At 64.7% G+C, this 16130-nt stretch carries 17 protein-coding genes; 12 read left to right on the top strand and 5 right to left on the bottom strand.

The features are described 5' to 3' along the window. The first annotated feature begins 16 nt into the window (after nucleotides 1–16). Both ACETPF_RS06505 and ACETPF_RS06500 read left to right on the top strand, forming a co-directional pair. The gene (locus ACETPF_RS06505; RefSeq protein WP_373933555.1) at nucleotides 17–1123 is read left to right on the top strand and encodes a sensor histidine kinase; all 1107 of its coding nucleotides are present in this window, start codon (nucleotides 17–19) and stop codon (nucleotides 1121–1123) included. Then, nucleotides 1120–1920: a LytR/AlgR family response regulator transcription factor gene (locus ACETPF_RS06500; protein ID WP_373933554.1), complete on the top strand. Its 801-nt coding sequence runs from the start codon at nucleotides 1120–1122 to the stop codon at nucleotides 1918–1920. Before ACETPF_RS06505 ends, ACETPF_RS06500 begins: the two co-directional genes overlap by 4 nt. Before the next feature lie 72 nt (nucleotides 1921–1992). On the opposite strand, the gene ACETPF_RS06495 is transcribed toward ACETPF_RS06500, so the two are convergent. After that, nucleotides 1993–3288 carry a sugar MFS transporter gene (locus ACETPF_RS06495; RefSeq protein ID WP_373933553.1) on the bottom strand — a complete coding sequence of 432 codons (1296 nt, stop codon included), beginning with the start codon at nucleotides 3286–3288 and terminating at the stop codon, nucleotides 1993–1995. A 125-nt stretch (nucleotides 3289–3413) separates the two neighbouring features. Between ACETPF_RS06495 and ACETPF_RS06490 the strand changes: the two genes are divergently transcribed. Beyond that, nucleotides 3414–4565, top strand: a complete 1152-nt coding sequence (locus ACETPF_RS06490; protein ID WP_373933552.1) for an aldose epimerase family protein — start codon at nucleotides 3414–3416, stop codon at nucleotides 4563–4565. A gap of 191 nt (nucleotides 4566–4756) precedes the next feature. Here the strand turns inward: ACETPF_RS06490 and ACETPF_RS06485 are convergent, their stop codons facing one another. The 4 genes from ACETPF_RS06485 to ACETPF_RS06470 form a co-directional block, all read right to left on the bottom strand. After that, nucleotides 4757–4912, bottom strand: a complete 156-nt coding sequence (locus ACETPF_RS06485) for a hypothetical protein (RefSeq protein ID WP_373933551.1) — start codon at nucleotides 4910–4912, stop codon at nucleotides 4757–4759. A gap of 18 nt (nucleotides 4913–4930) precedes the next feature. Then, a complete protein-coding gene (locus ACETPF_RS06480; RefSeq protein ID WP_373933549.1) occupies nucleotides 4931–5641 on the bottom strand; it encodes a hypothetical protein in 711 nt (236 codons plus the stop codon). Between the two features lie 112 nt (nucleotides 5642–5753). After that, a complete protein-coding gene (locus ACETPF_RS06475; protein ID WP_373933548.1) occupies nucleotides 5754–6971 on the bottom strand; it encodes a toxic anion resistance protein in 1218 nt (405 codons plus the stop codon). Between the two features lie 104 nt (nucleotides 6972–7075). Then, nucleotides 7076–7756, bottom strand: a complete 681-nt coding sequence (locus ACETPF_RS06470; protein ID WP_373933546.1) for a DUF4197 domain-containing protein — start codon at nucleotides 7754–7756, stop codon at nucleotides 7076–7078. A 154-nt stretch (nucleotides 7757–7910) separates the two neighbouring features. Between ACETPF_RS06470 and ACETPF_RS06465 the strand changes: the two genes are divergently transcribed. The 9 genes from ACETPF_RS06465 to ACETPF_RS06425 all read left to right on the top strand — a co-directional run bounded on the left by ACETPF_RS06465 (nucleotide 7911) and on the right by ACETPF_RS06425 (nucleotide 16018). Beyond that, nucleotides 7911–8723 (top strand): DUF1206 domain-containing protein, encoded by an 813-nt coding sequence (locus ACETPF_RS06465; RefSeq protein ID WP_373933545.1) that lies wholly within the window; start codon nucleotides 7911–7913, stop codon nucleotides 8721–8723. Between the two features lie 114 nt (nucleotides 8724–8837). Beyond that, nucleotides 8838–10655 carry a translational GTPase TypA gene (typA, locus tag ACETPF_RS06460; protein ID WP_373933544.1) on the top strand — a complete coding sequence of 606 codons (1818 nt, stop codon included), beginning with the start codon at nucleotides 8838–8840 and terminating at the stop codon, nucleotides 10653–10655. Between the two features lie 224 nt (nucleotides 10656–10879). Next, nucleotides 10880–11371, top strand: a complete 492-nt coding sequence (locus tag ACETPF_RS06455; protein ID WP_373933543.1) for a LuxR C-terminal-related transcriptional regulator — start codon at nucleotides 10880–10882, stop codon at nucleotides 11369–11371. Nucleotides 11372–11437: 66 nt separating this feature from the next. Next, nucleotides 11438–11782: a hypothetical protein gene (locus ACETPF_RS06450; RefSeq protein WP_373933542.1), complete on the top strand. Its 345-nt coding sequence runs from the start codon at nucleotides 11438–11440 to the stop codon at nucleotides 11780–11782. 83 nt (nucleotides 11783–11865) lie between these two features. Continuing rightward, a complete protein-coding gene (locus ACETPF_RS06445) occupies nucleotides 11866–12261 on the top strand; it encodes a hypothetical protein (protein WP_373933541.1) in 396 nt (131 codons plus the stop codon). Continuing rightward, nucleotides 12239–12736, top strand: coding sequence for an ArsR family transcriptional regulator (locus ACETPF_RS06440; RefSeq protein WP_373933540.1), 498 nt, complete (start codon nucleotides 12239–12241; stop codon nucleotides 12734–12736). Before ACETPF_RS06445 ends, ACETPF_RS06440 begins: the two co-directional genes overlap by 23 nt. Before the next feature lie 91 nt (nucleotides 12737–12827). Continuing rightward, entirely contained in the window at nucleotides 12828–14141 is a 1314-nt protein-coding gene (locus ACETPF_RS06435) for a NupC/NupG family nucleoside CNT transporter (RefSeq protein WP_373933539.1), read from the top strand. 45 nt (nucleotides 14142–14186) lie between these two features. Further along, nucleotides 14187–15239, top strand: a complete 1053-nt coding sequence (locus ACETPF_RS06430) for a DUF1176 domain-containing protein (RefSeq protein ID WP_373933538.1) — start codon at nucleotides 14187–14189, stop codon at nucleotides 15237–15239. Nucleotides 15240–15310: 71 nt separating this feature from the next. Further along, complete coding sequence (locus ACETPF_RS06425) at nucleotides 15311–16018, top strand: HAD family hydrolase (RefSeq protein ID WP_373933537.1); 708 nt, start codon at nucleotides 15311–15313, stop codon at nucleotides 16016–16018. Nucleotides 16019–16130: the final 112 nt, after the last annotated feature.

Genomic DNA, 16130 nt, shown 5'->3' with positions numbered 1-16130 from the left:
GCTCGCTGGAATGTCCGTGTCCGTGCCTCGCATCAAGCCGCAGCCATTCTTCGCCGACAAGAATCGCGCTTTCTGGAACCTCCAGTCGGTCGGCTGGGCCGGCGCGTTCCTGCTGCGCGGATCGTCCACCGTGGCCAACGGCCAGCCTTTTTCCAGCCTGATCCCGGTGCTGATCTCCACCGTCACCGGCTATTCCGTGACGTTGCTGATCGCGGTCGTTTTCCGCTTTCTGCTGAAGCAGCGCCCGATCATCACCTGGGGCGTTTCGATCCTGACGGTGGTGATGGCGGCGGGCCTGGTAGCCTTCATCGACGCCTGGGTCTTTTCGACCCAGAACCGGGGCAGCGAAACGGCGGGGCTGCAACTGTTTCTGGGCGCATTCTACCTGTCGATGACGCTGATCGGGGCGTGGTCCGCGCTATACTACGCCATCAACTTCTACCTGACGGTGGAGGAACAGGCGGACCAGCTGCTGCGGCTGGAAAATCAGGCGGCGAACGCACAGCTGGCGATGCTGCGCTACCAGCTCAACCCGCATTTCCTGTTCAATACGCTCAACAGCATTTCGACGCTGGTGCTGCTGAAGCAAACCGACCGGGCGAACGCGATGCTTTCGCGCCTGTCCTCCTTCCTGCGCTACACGCTGATCAACGAGCCGACCGCGCAGGTGACGATCGAGCAGGAGGTGGAGACGCTGAAACTCTATCTGGAGATAGAGAAGATGCGGTTCGAGGATCGGTTGCGGCCGAGCTTTACCATCGATCCTGCGGTGGCGAAGGCGCGGCTTCCGTCGCTGCTGCTTCAGCCTCTGGTCGAAAATGCGATCAAATATGCCGTCACGCCACGGGAGGACGGTGCCGATATCGCTGTCAGCGCGCAACCTGCCGGGGATAATGTCCGGATCGTCGTATCGGATAGCGGGCCGGGATTGAACGAAAGCGGAATGAAGCCGCACATTCCCATGAGCGAGGGAACAGGCGTGGGCCTGCCGAACATCCGCGACAGGTTAATTCAAGCCTTCGGGGAACGACAGAGCTTTGAAACGCGTTCCACGCCGGGCGGATTTTCGGTCATCATCGAATTTCCGCTGAATATGGATGAAACATCGAAAGTGGCCGCATGACCATCAGAACGATCCTCGTCGACGACGAAAGCCTGGCTATTCAAGGCCTTCAGCTCCGTCTGCAAGCGCATGAGGATGTCGAAATTATCGAAACCTGCACCAACGGCCGCGAAGCGATCCGTGCCATCAAGACGCATAAACCCGACCTAGTGTTCCTCGACATTCAGATGCCGGGCTTCGATGGTTTTTCGGTCGTCCAGGGATTGATGGAGGTGGAGCCGCCGCTCGTCATCTTCTGCACCGCCTATAGCGACTATGCGATCCGCGCGTTCGAGGCGCAGGCGGTCGATTATCTGATGAAGCCGGTCGAGGAAGGGCGCCTGGCCGACGCGCTCGACCGGGTGCGCCAGCGCCTCAATGAAAAGCGGCAGGTGCAGGAGGCGGAAAAGCTCCGCGAAGTGCTGGCCGAGGTCGCGCCGCAGGCGATGAGCGACTTCGCGGCGGACGACGACGCGCCGGCCTCCAACCGGTTCGAGAAGCTCATCAACATCAAGGATCGCGGGCAGATTTTCCGCGTGGACGTGGATTCGATCGAGCGGATCGACGCGGCGGGCGACTATATGTGCATCTACACCGCCGATAACAGCCTGATCCTGCGCGAGACGATGAAAGATCTGGAAAAGCGGCTCGACCCGCGCAATTTCCAGCGGGTGCATCGCTCCACCATCGTCAATCTGAGCCAGGTGCGGCAGGTGAAGCCGCACACCAACGGCGAGTGCTTCCTGGTGCTGGAGAGCGGCGCGCAGGTGAAGGTCAGCCGCTCCTATCGCGACGTGGTGGCGCGCTTCGTGCATTGATTTTGCGGTAAGGGCGGTTCGGCAATCATCCCTCCTGCAGTTGCAGGGGGGATTTGATTATCGTTGCCCCACCTACTGATCGGGCAGGGCGTTCGTGACCTTGCAGCCCCAAAGGGCGTAAAAGAGCACGTACAGCTCGCACGCGGCGGTCAGCAGGAAGCTGGTCTGGAGCCCATACAGGTCCGCCAGCCACCCTTGCACCACCACCAGCGCACCGCCGGCGATCGCCATGATGAGCAGGCCCGACCCTTCCTCGGTCAGCGGACCCAAGCCCTTGATCCCCAAGGTGAAGATGGTCGGGAACATGATCGAATGGAACAGGCCGACGAGGATCAGCGACCACATGGCGACCGGGCCGGTTGTGAACACCGTCACCAGCATCACTAGGAACGCGCCGATCGAGAAGGCGGCAAGGACATGGCCCGCATCGAACTTCTGCATGATCGCGGAACCCGCAAAGCGCCCGACCATCATCCCGCCCCACAGGAAAGTGAGGTAATTGCCCGCCTGTTCGTGCGTCAGGTTGGCGATCTGCGGTTGGCTGACGAAATTGACGAACAGATTGGCGACGCCGATCTCGGCGATCAGGTAGATGAAGATGGCGGGGATGCCGAACACCAGATTGCGGTGGTTCCAGAGCGAATATTTGCGCCGCTCCTCCTTGCTGTGCCGCTGCGTCGCCGCGCCCATCGCGGGCAGGGGGAAGCGGGCGATCACGACTGCCAGCACCACCAGCACCACGGCCACCAGCACATAGGGCAGGATGACCGACTGGGCGTCGGCGAGCCGTTCGGCCTGGGTTAGGACGACTTCGCCCTGCGCCGTGCCGCCTTTCGACCGGCCAAGGATGAGATAGGCGCCGAACATCGGCGCGAGCATGGTGCCGGCGGAGTTCATCGCCTGGACGAGGTTGAGGCGCGAGGAAGCAGTCTCCGGCTTTCCCACAACCGCGACATAGGGGTTGGCCGCCACCTGCAGCAGCGTGATGCCGCTGGCGATCACGAACAGCATGACAAGGGTCACGCCATAGGAGGGGATCGATGCTGCCAGCGTCATGCCGAGCGCGCCCGCCGCCATGACGAGCAGGCCGATCACCATCGATTTCTGATATCCGACCCGTTCGATCAGCTTGGCGGACGGAATGGACGCGAAGAAATAGGCGATGAACCAGACGGATTCGATCAGCGTCGTCTGGGTGTAGCTGAGGTCGAACACGCTGCGCAGGTGCGGCAGCAGCGTGTTGTTGATGACGGTGATGAAGCCCCACATGAAGAAGAGGCTGGCGAGCAGGGCCAGCGCCGGGCCATAGCGCGTGCCAGGGCTGTGCGGAGCGGCCGCCGCCGCGCCTGACGATATCGGTCCTGCCATCCACCCTTCTCCCGCATGTCGATCGATGCGCACCCGCCTTTCAAAGGCTTGCGTCCGCTTAATATGTCCGAGTATATCCCCCTCAACCGCCCGTCAATGGGCGCTTGGGTTTCGGGAGGACGTCGATGCGAAGGCTGGTCAATCTTTCATTACAGCTGTCGGGCGCGATGGCGCTCGCGCTGTGGGGCGGCACGGCGCTGGCAGCCGAGGCGAGCCGGGCACCGGCGGGATCGCTGGCCGATGGCGGCCCGATCGAAAGCGTCACGCTCAGCAATGGCAAGGGCGTGTCGGCGAAGATACTGACCTATGGCGCGACGCTCCAGTCGTTGTCCGGTCCCGACCGCAACGGCCAGATCTCCGACGTCCTGCTCGGCTATGACGATGCCAAGGGCTATGTCGATTTCCCGAACTATTTCGGCGTGACCGTGGGCCGCTACGCGAACCGGATCGCGGCGGGCAAGTTCGTGCTGGACGGCAAGACCTATCAGCTTCCCGTCAACGACAATGGCGTCAATTCGCTGCATGGCGGCGGCAAGGGCTTCGACAAGCAGAACTGGACAATCGTCTCATTGAAGAGCGGGCCGACCGCAACCTTGGTGCTCGGCCTCAGCAGCCCGGACGGCGACGCCGGCTATCCCGGCAAGCTGGACGTCACCGTCACCTATACGCTCGACGAGGCGGGCAATCTCGGCATCGCTTTCGATGCCAAGACCGACAAGCCCACGATCGTCAACATGACGAACCATGCCATTTTCAACCTGGCCGGCGAAGGATCGCCCGACGGCGCGCTAGGTCACAGGCTAACGATTCCCGCAAAAGCCTACACGCCGGTCGATGCCAATCTGATCCCCACCGGCGAACTGAAGCCCGTCGCGGGCGGCGTTTTCGACTTCCGGGCCGGGCGGCGCGTGGCGGACGGCATCCGTGATGGGCGTGACCAGCAGATCGTCTATGGGCGCGGCTACGACCATAATTTCGCGCTCGACAAGGGGCTGACCAAGACGCCTGAACTCGCGGCCCGCCTCGAAGACCCGGTATCCGGCCGTGTTCTTGAGGTGCTTACCACAGAACCCGGCGTGCAATTCTACACCGGCAATTTCCTGAACGGCGCGCTGATCGGCAAGAACGGCCATGTCTATCGCATGGGCGACGGCATCGCGCTGGAGCCGCAGAAATTCCCCGATGCGCCGAACAAGCCCGGTTTCGTGTCGGCACGGGTCGATCCCGGCAAGCCCTATCATCATGCGATGATCTACCGCCTGTCGGTCGCGCGCTGATCCGCGGCCGCCCCGGCGGGAAGCCGGGGCGGCAACATAGATAAAGAGGCTTGCGTTGGTGTGCCGCATCGCCTAGAGCGCCTTGGACAGCGTTGTCATGTCCTCTCCAAGTCGGACGATGCTGGAACCCCGGTCGGCCCTGAGGCGAACTGCACGCGCCGATGGCCGGCCGGGGCATTTCTTTCCAAGCTTTATGGTTTGCGCCGCCAGCGCCTGAAAAGTTTGAAGCCGGCGAACCCGCCCCCCACCAGCATCGCAATCGCTCCGCCGGCGGACGCCAGCGCCCATGCGCCGGCCGCCAGCAGCCCGGTCAGAAAATCGACGATGATGAGGGTCAGGTGGATCATGGATCGCCGGGGAGGGGCCTACTGCCCCAAATCCCTGGCTTCCTGATATTTAAGCTCCAGAAACCGGTTCTGCACGGCGAGCTTGTCGAGATCGCCGCTGGCGAGCGTTTCGCTCATCCGCGCGATTTCGGCGTCGATGACGCTGAGCCCTTCGACCAGCTGCTTTTCCGGGACGCGCCCGTTGCGCTCCTCGCGCCGCAGCGGTTCGGGGATAGACTGATAGCCTGTGACCAGTTCGGGCAAGTGATCAGCCAGCAGCTTGCGGATTTCCTGCGCGGCGGGATCGCCTTCGCCCACCCGTTCCAGCTGGGGAGCGAGCGTTTCGAGCCGCACCCCGATGCTGTCGACCAGCGTGACGGCAGGAGCGGGCAGGGCCTTGCGCTGATTCTCCAGCCAGATTTCGGTCTTGAGCGGCAGGGCGGCAAGATCGGTCTGCGCGAGCGCTTCGGTCCTTACCCGATCCTGCATCGGCAGCAGCGCGATCAGGATCAGCGCCGCGATGACGACGCCGAGCGCGATCATCACCCCGGTAATGCCCAGCGGCATGACGAAGCCCGCGACCGCGCTGCCCAGCAGGATGGCGAGCACCGCCCAGAAGGCATATTTGAGCTTGCGAATCAGGCCCGCATTGCGCCGCTGTCGCGCGCGCGTGGACAGGCTCTGCCCGCGCTCGCTATGCCGGCGCAACACCGCTTCGGCATCGGCCAGGACGCGGTCGGAGCGGTTCATGCTTTTCCGGTCTCCGTTCGGTTCGAGTAGCCGTCGAGCGTGTCGAGACGGCGTATCGAGAACAGTTCTCGACAGGCTCGAACCGAACGGGAAGGGGCGCAGGGCATTTTCCTCACCCCTCGATCGCGCTCAGCAGGGGATTGTCCGTCCGCGCTTCCTGCGCGGCGCGGGCCTGTCCTTCCGCGCGGGCGATATAGCCCTTCGACTTTTCGACCTCGTTCGACAGCGTGTTCACCGTGGTCTTCATATTCTCCAGCGCCTTGAGCTTGAACGTGTCGATATTGTCCATCGTGTTATAGATATTCTGGAAGGCGCGCTGGAGCGTTTCGATCGGGATGGTGCTGGACGCCGCCTGCTCGTGGATTTGCGCGGTCTGGCTTTTCAGCAACTCGCCGGTCCGGTCGATCATGTTCGCGGTGGTGGTGTTGAGCGCGGTGATCTGTTCGAGTACCAGCTTCTGGCCCACTAGCGCCTGCGCCACCGTCACCGCCGTCCGCAGCGCCGCGACCGTCGTGGTGCTGGCGCGGTCGACGCCCTTCACCAGTTCGACATTATTCTTCTTGACGAGGTCGAGCGCGAGATAGCCCTGCACCGTCACTGCCATCTGCGTCAGCAGATCCTGCGTGCGCTGACGGATATAAAAGAGCGCGGTTTCGCGGATCGCCTTCGCCTTGGCGGGGTCGGACGAATCCAGCTCCAGCGCCTTGGCCTCCAGCCGCGCGTCCATCGTCTTGCTGATGTGGATCATCTGTTCCAGACGACCCATGGTCTGCCACATATTCTGCCGCTCGACGTCGATCGCGGCATTGTCCTTGATCAGCGTGTCCTTCCCGCTGGCCAGGCTGCCCAGGATCGAATTGATGTGTCCCTGCGCGCTCTTATAGCCGTCGAAATAGTCGCGCATCTTGTTGCCGAAGGGAATGATGCCGAACAGCTTCTTGGGCGCGAGCAGGCTGCCCTGCTTGCCGGGATCGAGATCCTCCACCGTGCGGCGCAGTTCGGCGAGATCCGCGCCGACCTTGCTGTCGCTGTCCATCGCGCGCACCGGGCGGTCGAGGAAGCGGTTGGAGTGCCCCGCCGCCTCGGCGATTTCCTTGCGGCCCATATTGGTGAGCTGATCGACGCGCTTGCCGAATTCGGGCGAATTGGCATCCTGCGCGACAAGATCTTCAACGAAGGCGTCGACCTTTTCTTCGAGCTTGCTGCGCGTGCCCTCCTCGATCGGCACGAGTCCCGCCGCCTTTTCGGGCGCGACCACCGGCACCGGATCGGGCGGGGTCAGGTTCAGCGTATCGGCGGTCGCGGTCGTCGTGGGCGCGGTGGTAGCCATCTCGTCTCCTTGCCTGCATCAGCGCTCAAGGTGTCATATGGAGATAACGCACCTTGGCGGCAAGCCCGGCGCGATATTGCCGCGCGCCGCGCCCGTGGGCAAGGTCAGAAGCCGAGCAGCGCGATCAGCATGGGGTCGCGGGTCGCGCGCGGATCGGCGCGGATCGCCGCTTCCTCTCGCCCGATCGCGCGGAAGATCGCGCCGCCGATCTGGTTGGACACATTGTCGGCCATTGCGGTCAGATCGTTGCCGGACGATGCCGCCAGCGCGGCGCTCAGCACTTCGAATAGGTCGGATCGCAGCGCGCGGGACAGGCCGGGCAGCAGCGCTTCCACCACCGCGCCCCTGGCATTGCGCGCGAGCAGGTCGGTCGCGGCGGTCGGCCCGCCGCGCAACACGTCGACCGCGTTAGCGATCGACATTGACCGCACCGTGTCCAGCACGATCGGCGCGGCGCCGTCCGCCAGATCGACTGCGACGTCGTTCAGAGCCAGCGCGATCCGATCGCGCACCGCGTTGGTCCGCAGGATCGCCGCCACGATCGCGCCGCTGCGCGTGTCGGCGAGGTCGGGTACGGCGATGCGCGTCAACTGGTCGTCATAGAAGCCGCCGGGCTCGGTCAGTCGTGCGAAGGCGCGCTGGGTCGACAATTGCAGCAATCGGCGCACCCCTTCCTCCAGGCTGTACCGGCCCATGGTGGTCGCGCATCCCGCCAGTGCCATGAACGGCAGGACCGCGCCGGCGGCCAGCAGGCTTCGGCGCGGCGTGGTAATCCCTGTGCTCATAATCGCATCGCCTCCTTCGATGATTTGTCGGCGCTATGCGACGCGCTGCCTGTCGCACTTATGAACGCGGATGGCGCTTGCAATGTCCATCGGCGATTGCCGTCTCGGAACGAATGGCTTGGCCCACGCATTGGCGCGCGACAAGGGAGATCCTATGACGCGCGACAACCGGTTTACTTCATTGGCCCGACTGGGTTTTGCCGCGCGGGGACTGGTCTATATCCTCATCGGCTGGTTTGCGCTCGATGCCGCGATCAACGGCGGCCGTCCGATCGACAATCAGGGGGCGCTCGGTACGATGGCGGAGGCACCGATGGGGCGGGCGCTGCTGGCTCTGTGCGCCATGGGCTTTGCGGGATATGCCTTCTGGCGGCTGACCGAAGCATGGACCGATCCCGAGCGGCGCGGCCGGGACATGAAGGGGGCGTTCGAGCGGATCGGCTATGCGCTGAGCGGCTTGACCCATGTCGGGCTGGCGATACTGTCCGGGCGACTGGCGCTGCGCGAAACGCCGCGGAGCCAAGGCACGCCGGGCGATGCCAGCGCGCAGGGATGGTCGGCCTGGCTGCTGGACCAGCCCGGCGGCGTCCTGCTGCTGGTGCTGGTCGGGCTCGGCTTCGGGGCGGTTGCGGCGGCGCAGGCGATCAAAGCCTATAAGGCGCGCTTCGACGAACTGGGCGGCGATGTCCCGGCACCCGACTCGGTCCGATTGATTGGAAGGTGCGGTTATGCCGCCCGTGCCCTGATCTTTCTTATCGTTGGCTGGTTCCTCACCTCGGCCGCCCTTGCCCATGACGCGGATCAGGCCGGGGGCCTGGGAGAGGCGCTGCGGCAACTGCGCGCGCAACCCTATGGCGCGCTCCTCTTGGGGATCGTCGCGCTCGGCCTTGGGCTGTTCGGCCTGTTCAGCCTGGTGGAGGCGCGCTATCGCCGCATTCGCGTGGTGAGGCCGGGCCTTTTGCGCTGATCGGGCGGCGCCGCCCCACCCTTGCCGCATCGCATCATTTCCTGTAGGGGCGCGCCCGATAGACCCCGGACAGCCCCTGTGCCGACCGGACCCAACCGATCCCAAAGGCACCTCATGTCCCTGCGTAATATCGCCATCATCGCGCACGTCGACCATGGCAAGACCACTCTCGTCGATCAGCTTTTCCGCCAGTCTGGCACCTTCCGCGACAATCAGCGTGTCGAAGAGCGCGCGATGGACTCCAACGACCTGGAAAAAGAGCGCGGCATCACCATCTTGGCGAAGCCCACCTCGGTCGAATGGAACGGCACCCGCATCAACATCGTCGACACGCCCGGCCACGCCGATTTCGGCGGCGAGGTGGAGCGCATCCTCTCCATGGTCGATGGCGTTATCCTGCTGGTGGATTCGTCCGAAGGCGCGATGCCGCAGACCAAGTTCGTGACCGGCAAGGCGCTGGCGCTGGGCCTGAAGCCCATCGTCGTCGTCAACAAGGTCGATCGCCCCGACGAGCGCATCCAGGAAGTGCTGGACGAGGTGTTCGACCTGTTCGTGACGCTGGAAGCGACCGACGAGCAGCTCGACTTCCCGGTCCTCTACGCGTCGGGCCGCAACGGTTATGCCAGCGAAGACCCGCAGCGCCGCGAAGGCACGCTGGAGCCGCTGTTCCAGAAGATCGTCGACCATGTGCCGCCACCGGCGCTGGAGCAGGACGCGCCGTTCAGCTTCCTGGTGACACTTCTCGACCGCGACAATTTCCTTGGCCGCATCCTGACCGGCCGGGTCCAGTCCGGCACGGTCAAGGTGAACCAGGCGATCCACGCGCTCGACATGGACGGTAAGGTGATCGAAACCGGCCGCGCGTCGAAGATCATGTCGTTCCAGGGTCTCGACCGCGTGCCGGTCGATGAAGCCAAGGCGGGCGATATCATTTCACTGGCCGGCCTCACCGTCGCGACCGTCGCCAACACCATCTGCGACACCTCGGTCAGCGAGCCGATCCAGGCGCAGCCGATCGATCCGCCGACGCTGTCGATGCGCTTTGCCGTCAACGATTCGCCGATGGCGGGCCGCGAGGGCAGCAAGGTGACGAGCCGCATGATCCGCGACCGCCTGGCCCGTGAAGCTGAATCGAACGTCGCCATCAAGGTCACCGAATCGGAGGACAAGGACAGTTTCGAGGTTGCCGGGCGCGGCGAACTCCAGCTTGGCGTCCTTATCGAAACGATGCGCCGCGAAGGCTTCGAGCTTGGCATTTCGCGCCCGCGCGTTCTCTTCGGCCAGGACGAGAATGGCGACCGCACCGAGCCTTATGAAACGGTCGTCATCGATGTGGACGATGAATTCTCCGGCACCGTCGTTGATAAGATGAACATCCGCAAGGCCGAGATGACCGACATGCGTCCCTCGGGCGGCGGCAAGACTCGCATCACCTTCTCCGCCCCGTCGCGCGGCCTGATCGGCTATCATGGCGAATTCCTGTCGGACACGCGCGGCACCGGCATCATGAACCGCCTGTTCGAGAAATATGGCCCCTACAAGGGCAAGATCGAAGGGCGGAAGAACGGCGTCCTCATTTCCAACGGCGCGGGCGAGGCGAACGCCTATGCGCTCGGCCCGCTGGAAGAGCGCGGCATATTGTTCGTGGGTGTGGGCGAAGCGCTCTATGAAGGCATGATCATCGGCGAGAATGCCAAACCCGAGGATCTCGAAGTCAATCCGATGAAGTCGAAGGCGCTCACCAACTTCCGCGCCAGCGGCAAGGATGACAGCATCCGCCTGACCCCGCCCAAGCGCATGGCGCTGGAGCAGGCGATCGCCTATATCGACGACGACGAGATGGTCGAAGTTACGCCGAAGAATATCCGCCTGCGGAAGCGCTTCCTCGATCCCAACGAGCGCAAGCGCCAGTCGCGCGCCAAGGCGGCCTGATTGACCGAAGGGGGGTGACATCCACCCTCCGCATTCGGCCGCGATCCTCCATTACGGAACCGAAACGCGATTTCGGAATTGCCGTTTCATTGCGCAACCTGCCCATGTCGTGCGATTTTGCGACCAGTGGCTTAGGCGAATCGCAATAGGTCGTTGACAGACTGCCCCTGCGGCGGGGCATTCTGCCGAAACCGTGTCGCGTGACGCGCAGGAGGACTGATGGAGTGGCCGATACCCTGCCAGCCTTGAGCGAGGGGGAAAAGCAGTGCCTGCGCCTGGTCGCGCAGGGCTTCAATTCCAAGGAGATCGCGCGCCAGCTCCAGGTATCGGAGCATACGGTCGATCAGCGCGTCCGCACCAGTTTGCGCAAGTTCGGCGTGCCGTCGCGCAAGGAGGCGGCGCGGCTTTTCGTTTCGGGACACCAACCAGCGGCCCAGTTCGGTACATATCAGCCTTTGATACATCAATCGGAACGGCTTGCGTCCGATCCCCACGCTGCGGCAACTCTGGCTCAGCCGGACAGGCCGGATGACGACAGAAAGCAGGGCACGCTCCTGCGCCGTCTTCTCGCCTTCGGCCCGCCACTAGGGGGATCGACGAATGAACTGAGTGCCGATGGCCGCATATTGGCGATGATCCGCGCCGCGGTCCTGACCGGGGTCGGCCTCGTCACTCTGCTGCTTCTGATAGCCGGCGCCTTCAAGGCGCTGGGCTGATCCTCCCCACATCGCCACGCTGATAACGCACCTCCCCGACCGGGTGTCGTGCGAAGGAGAAGACTTGTGCTGAACCTTGACCCCGCCAAGACCCAGGCCGTCGCCGACCAGACCCGGCAGGCCTTCGCTACGATCGACAATGCGCTGGTCGATGCGGCACATCTGACGACCGCCTTTGTTACCGCCGCGCAGGGTTCGGGCCTCACCGCCATGGAAAGCCAGCGCATCCTGAAGCAGATTCACGACAGCGCAGCCAAGCTCATCGAGGGACGCAGCGACATGATCCGCGCGACCGCCCTTTTGACCCGCTGCCTCGAGCACAGCCAGATGGAGGTCACCGCCGTTGGCTGCCCGCTCGGAATGGACGCGCCCGCTCATGAAGAGCCGCGCCACCTGACCCTGGTCGCTTGACCTGGGTGGAAGCCGCCCGCATTCGGCGCGCGTATGACCCCTCTCATTCGGAGTTTCGGATGCTGGCGGCTTCCTTCTGGTCTTTGACCCTTTTGACCTGCGGCTTCGCCATGCTGTTCGGTGGGCGTGACGGCCGGTTGTTCGCCTTGCTGTTCTTCGCCAGCGTGCTGCTGACCATGCCCGCTTTGCTGGTGGGGTCATGGCAGGGCACGCAGCTCTGGCTCACCATCGTCGATACTGCGCTGCTCGTGGCGCTGATCTGGCTGATGCTGCAATCGTCTAGTTACTGGCCGATCTGGGCGGCCGCCAGCCAGTTGTTGACCGTGCTGACCCACGCCGCGACCCTGCTGCTCCAGACATTTTCCGAACGCATTTATGAAGGGCTGAGCACCGTCTGGGTCATCCCGCTGCTGCTTTTCACCCTGATTGGCATCGAACTCGACCGGAAGGCTCGCCATGACCGCGCATATCCCGCCTGAGCGGGGCCTCCCCAGTCAGGAAGCGGTCGATCTGGTGGTCGCGCTGCAACGCTGCCTCAGCAATTTTCACGCCCGGCCCGAAGAGCCCGCCATTCTCGACAATGAGGATGCCGGGCAAGCCGCGTCTCTCGCCCGCTATGTCGAGGCGCGCCGGGTGCGCGCGATGCTGTTCGGGCAGAATCTCTTCTCCGACCCCGCCTGGGACATATTGCTGCTGCTCTATCGGGCTGAACTGGACGGCGCGTCGCTTAGTCTGGAACAGTTGAGCGAGACGCTGCGCCTGTCGATGAACGTCACGCTGGGGCATGTGGGCCTGATGGAGCGGCGCGGGCTGCTGGCCGAGCATCGCACATCCCCCAACAGCCGCCGTCGCCGGTCGATGCGCCTGACCCCGCTCGCGATCGACGCGATGAGCAGCTGGATGTCGCTGGCTTTCGGATCGGGCGAAGCGGACGAGGCGGGCAAGGCGGCCTGAACGGGCACCAAGGCTATGGTCAAACGCTCTGGCCTCCGGCGCGCCTCGACCATATAGTCGCGCCAACCCGTCCTTCACGCGAAAGCGCTTCATGCATCTCCTCATCGGCCTGGCCGGCATCCTTCTCATCCTCGCCATCGCTTTCGCCCTGTCCTCCAACCGCCGTGCCATCCGCCCGCGCGTCGTGGGCGCGGCCTTCCTGCTCCAGGCCGGCATCGCGCTCCTCGTCCTCTATGTTCCGGCCGGCCGCGCTATCATCGCCACCATGTCGCGCGGCGTCGCCAACCTGCTCGGCTATGCCCAGGCCGGCACCGACTTCATCTTCGGTCCGCTCGCGAGGCCCGAAATCGGCGGGGCGAGCTTCGCCATTTCGGCGCTGCCTGTCATCATCTTCTTCGCCAGCCTGGTGTCGATCCTCTATTATCTCGGCATCATGCAGTTCATCGTCCGCTGGGTCGGCGGCGGAATCGAGAAGGTCACGGGCGTCTCGAAGGTCGAAAGCCTGTGCGCCGCCGCCAATATCTTCGTGGGGCAGAGCGAAAGCCCGCTCGTCATCCGCCCCTATCTTGCCGGTCTCAACGGGCCGCAGCTTTTCGCCGTCATGACCAGCGGCATGGCAGGCGTCGCGGGCACCATCCTGGCCGCCTATGCCTCCATGGGGATCAAGATCGACTATCTGCTCGCGGCGAGCTTCATGTCCGCGCCCGGCGGCCTCCTCATGGCGAAGATCGTGATGCCCGACGAGCCGGTGCGCGAGCCGGAACTGCCGCTGGAGGAAGACATCCACCTGCCCGAAACGCGCCGCAGCAGCGCGGGTCCGGCGGTCCTCAACGCCGAAACCGTGCCCGGCGAGCCCATGCCGGTCGCCACCCATGATGAGGAGAAGCCCGCCAACATCATCATGGCCGCCGCGCAGGGCGCGCAGACCGGCGTCAAGCTCGCCGTCGCGGTCGGCGCGATGGTGCTGGCGTTCGTTGCGCTGGTCGCGCTGGCGAACGGCATATTGGGCGGCATCGGCGCGCTTGCCGGCTATCCCGATCTCAGCTTCCAGATGCTGCTCGGCTATGTCTTTTCGCCGGTCATGTATCTGCTCAACATTCCCTGGACCGAGGCGCAGGTCGCCGGCGGCCTGTTCGGCACGAAGGTCGTGCTCAACGAATTCGTCGCCTATATCAACCTGGGGCAGGTGCAGGGCACGCTCTCGCCGGCCACCGTCGCGATCATCACCTTCGCGCTGTGCGGCTTTGCCAATTTCAGCTCGATCGCGATCCAGATGGCGGTTACTGGCAATCTTGCCCCCAACCAGCGGCCCATGATCGCCAAGCTGGGGTTGAAGGCGCTGGTCGCCGGCAGCCTCGCCAACCTCATGAGCGCGGCGCTCGCGGGGCTGATGCTGAGCCTCTGAAACAGGACTCTACCGCAACGATTTCAAATCGGTTATGGTTAAGCGATGGGGGACAAATTTTTCTACGTCGCCGCGATCGCGGCGCTGGGCTGGTCGGGCATGGGCGGCGCGCAGGCGCAAGTGCCCAAGCCCGGCGCGTTGGAAACCTACCGGGACTGGACGATCGGCTGCGACAATCGCAACCGATGCGAAGCCGTGTCGCTGGTGCCGGAAGACGGGTCGATCCCCGATAATCCGGTGATGGTCGGCGTCGTGCGCGAAGCCGGGCCAGATGGCGCGACCGAGGTGTGGGTCAGCCGCGACGCGAAGGGCGGGGGCGAGGTGGCCTTCCATATCGACGGCCAGAAGATCGCGCTCGCCCCGACCCGCGATGGCGAAGCGACATTGCGCGGGCCGCAGGCCGCCGCGCTTGCCATTGCCATGGCGCGCGGCCGGGTGCTGGAGGTGCGGAGCGGCGGCCGTGTCCTGGGCAAGCCCTCGCTTGCCGGCGCGGCCGCGGCGCTCCGCTACATGGACGCGCGGCAGGGTAGGGCCGGCACCAGCACCGCGCTCGTCGCCACGGGCGCGCTCGGACCGCTCGCAGTGAAGCCGGCGCCCGCCGCGCCTGTCATCCGCCGCGCCCCGGTCCCCGCCGGCCCTGCGCCGGCCGCGCTCTGGCGCGAGGAACTGACCGCGCTGGGCAAGTTCACGGGCTGCACCGACCAGATGAAGGACGTGGAGCCGCCGGAGTTGCATCGGCTGAGCAAGACCGAGACGCTGATCCTGACGCCGTGCGGCCTGGGTGCGTATAACGCCACCGCCGTCCCGGTGATCGCCAGCGGTGTGGCCGGACGGCGGACCTTCCGCTACGCCGCCTTCGACCTGCAACCGGGCTGGGGCGAAGACGCCAAGCGCCCGGACCTGATCAACGCCAGCTGGACGGCGGACACATCGCGGCTCGAGAGTTTCGGCAAGGGGCGCGGCATCGGCGATTGCGGCGAAAGCAGCGCCTATGTCTGGGACGGCGCGCGCTTCCGCCTGGTCGAAGCGACCAGCATGGGCGAATGTCGCGGCGCATGGCGCTGGATCCGCACCTGGTCGGCGCAGGTGGTGGACTGACCTGCATTTCCGGAAACGCAATATCCGCGCTTTGCAATGGAACTGGAACGCTTCGCGGCCATATGGGGGGCATGGCCTTTTCCCTCCACCATGATTTCGCGCGGCCGATTGCCGGCTGGCTGCCCGATCCGCTTTGCGGCGTCATCTTCGACATGGATGGCACCTTGCTGGATACCGAGGCGGCGCATCGCCGCGTGTTCATCGACGTTGGCGATGCGATCGGCTGGCCGCTGCCCGATATGCTGCTGCGCGAGATGGTCGGCATCAACCGCGACGCCAACCAAGCGATGCTGCGCGACCGCCTAGGCGCGGATTTCCCCCTCGAACATTTTTACGCGCTGAGCGACGCCGCGTTCGAGGCGGCGGTGGATGCCGGCGTCCCGCTTCGCCCCGGCGCGGCGGACCTGCTCGCATATCTGTCCGAACGGGACGTGCCGATGGCCATCGCCACGTCCACCAACGCGCCCTATGCGCAGCAGCGGCTCGCGCGCAGCGGGCTGTTGCATTATTTCGAGGTGGTGGTGACCCGCACCGACGTCCGCCATCCCAAGCCGCACCCGGAGCCCTATCTGCTCGCGGCCCGTCGCCTAGGCATCGACCCGGCGCACTGCGTGGCGGTGGAGGACAGCCCGGCGGGCGTGCGTGCGGCCCTTGCGGCCGGCGCCGCGACGGTCATGGTGCCTGACCTGCTCCCGCCCAGCGACGATCTTCTTGTCGCCGGCGCGCATGTGCTGCCAAGCCTCGATGATCTCCGCGTGATCCTGGAGCGCTCGTCCTGATTTTAGAGCGAGATGACGTGAGGCTGAATCGAGAGGGGTTTTGCTCGGGCCTATTATGTGATTCAAGATGCCGGCTGGGGAATGGAGGCCAGCGGGCATGGCGAAACCCTAT

Source organism: Sphingobium agrisoli, from assembly GCF_041877245.1.
GTDB lineage: Bacteria > Pseudomonadota > Alphaproteobacteria > Sphingomonadales > Sphingomonadaceae > Sphingobium.
The sequence above is the reverse complement of the archived record's forward strand: the minus strand, read 5'-3'. Positions and strand labels throughout refer to the sequence as shown.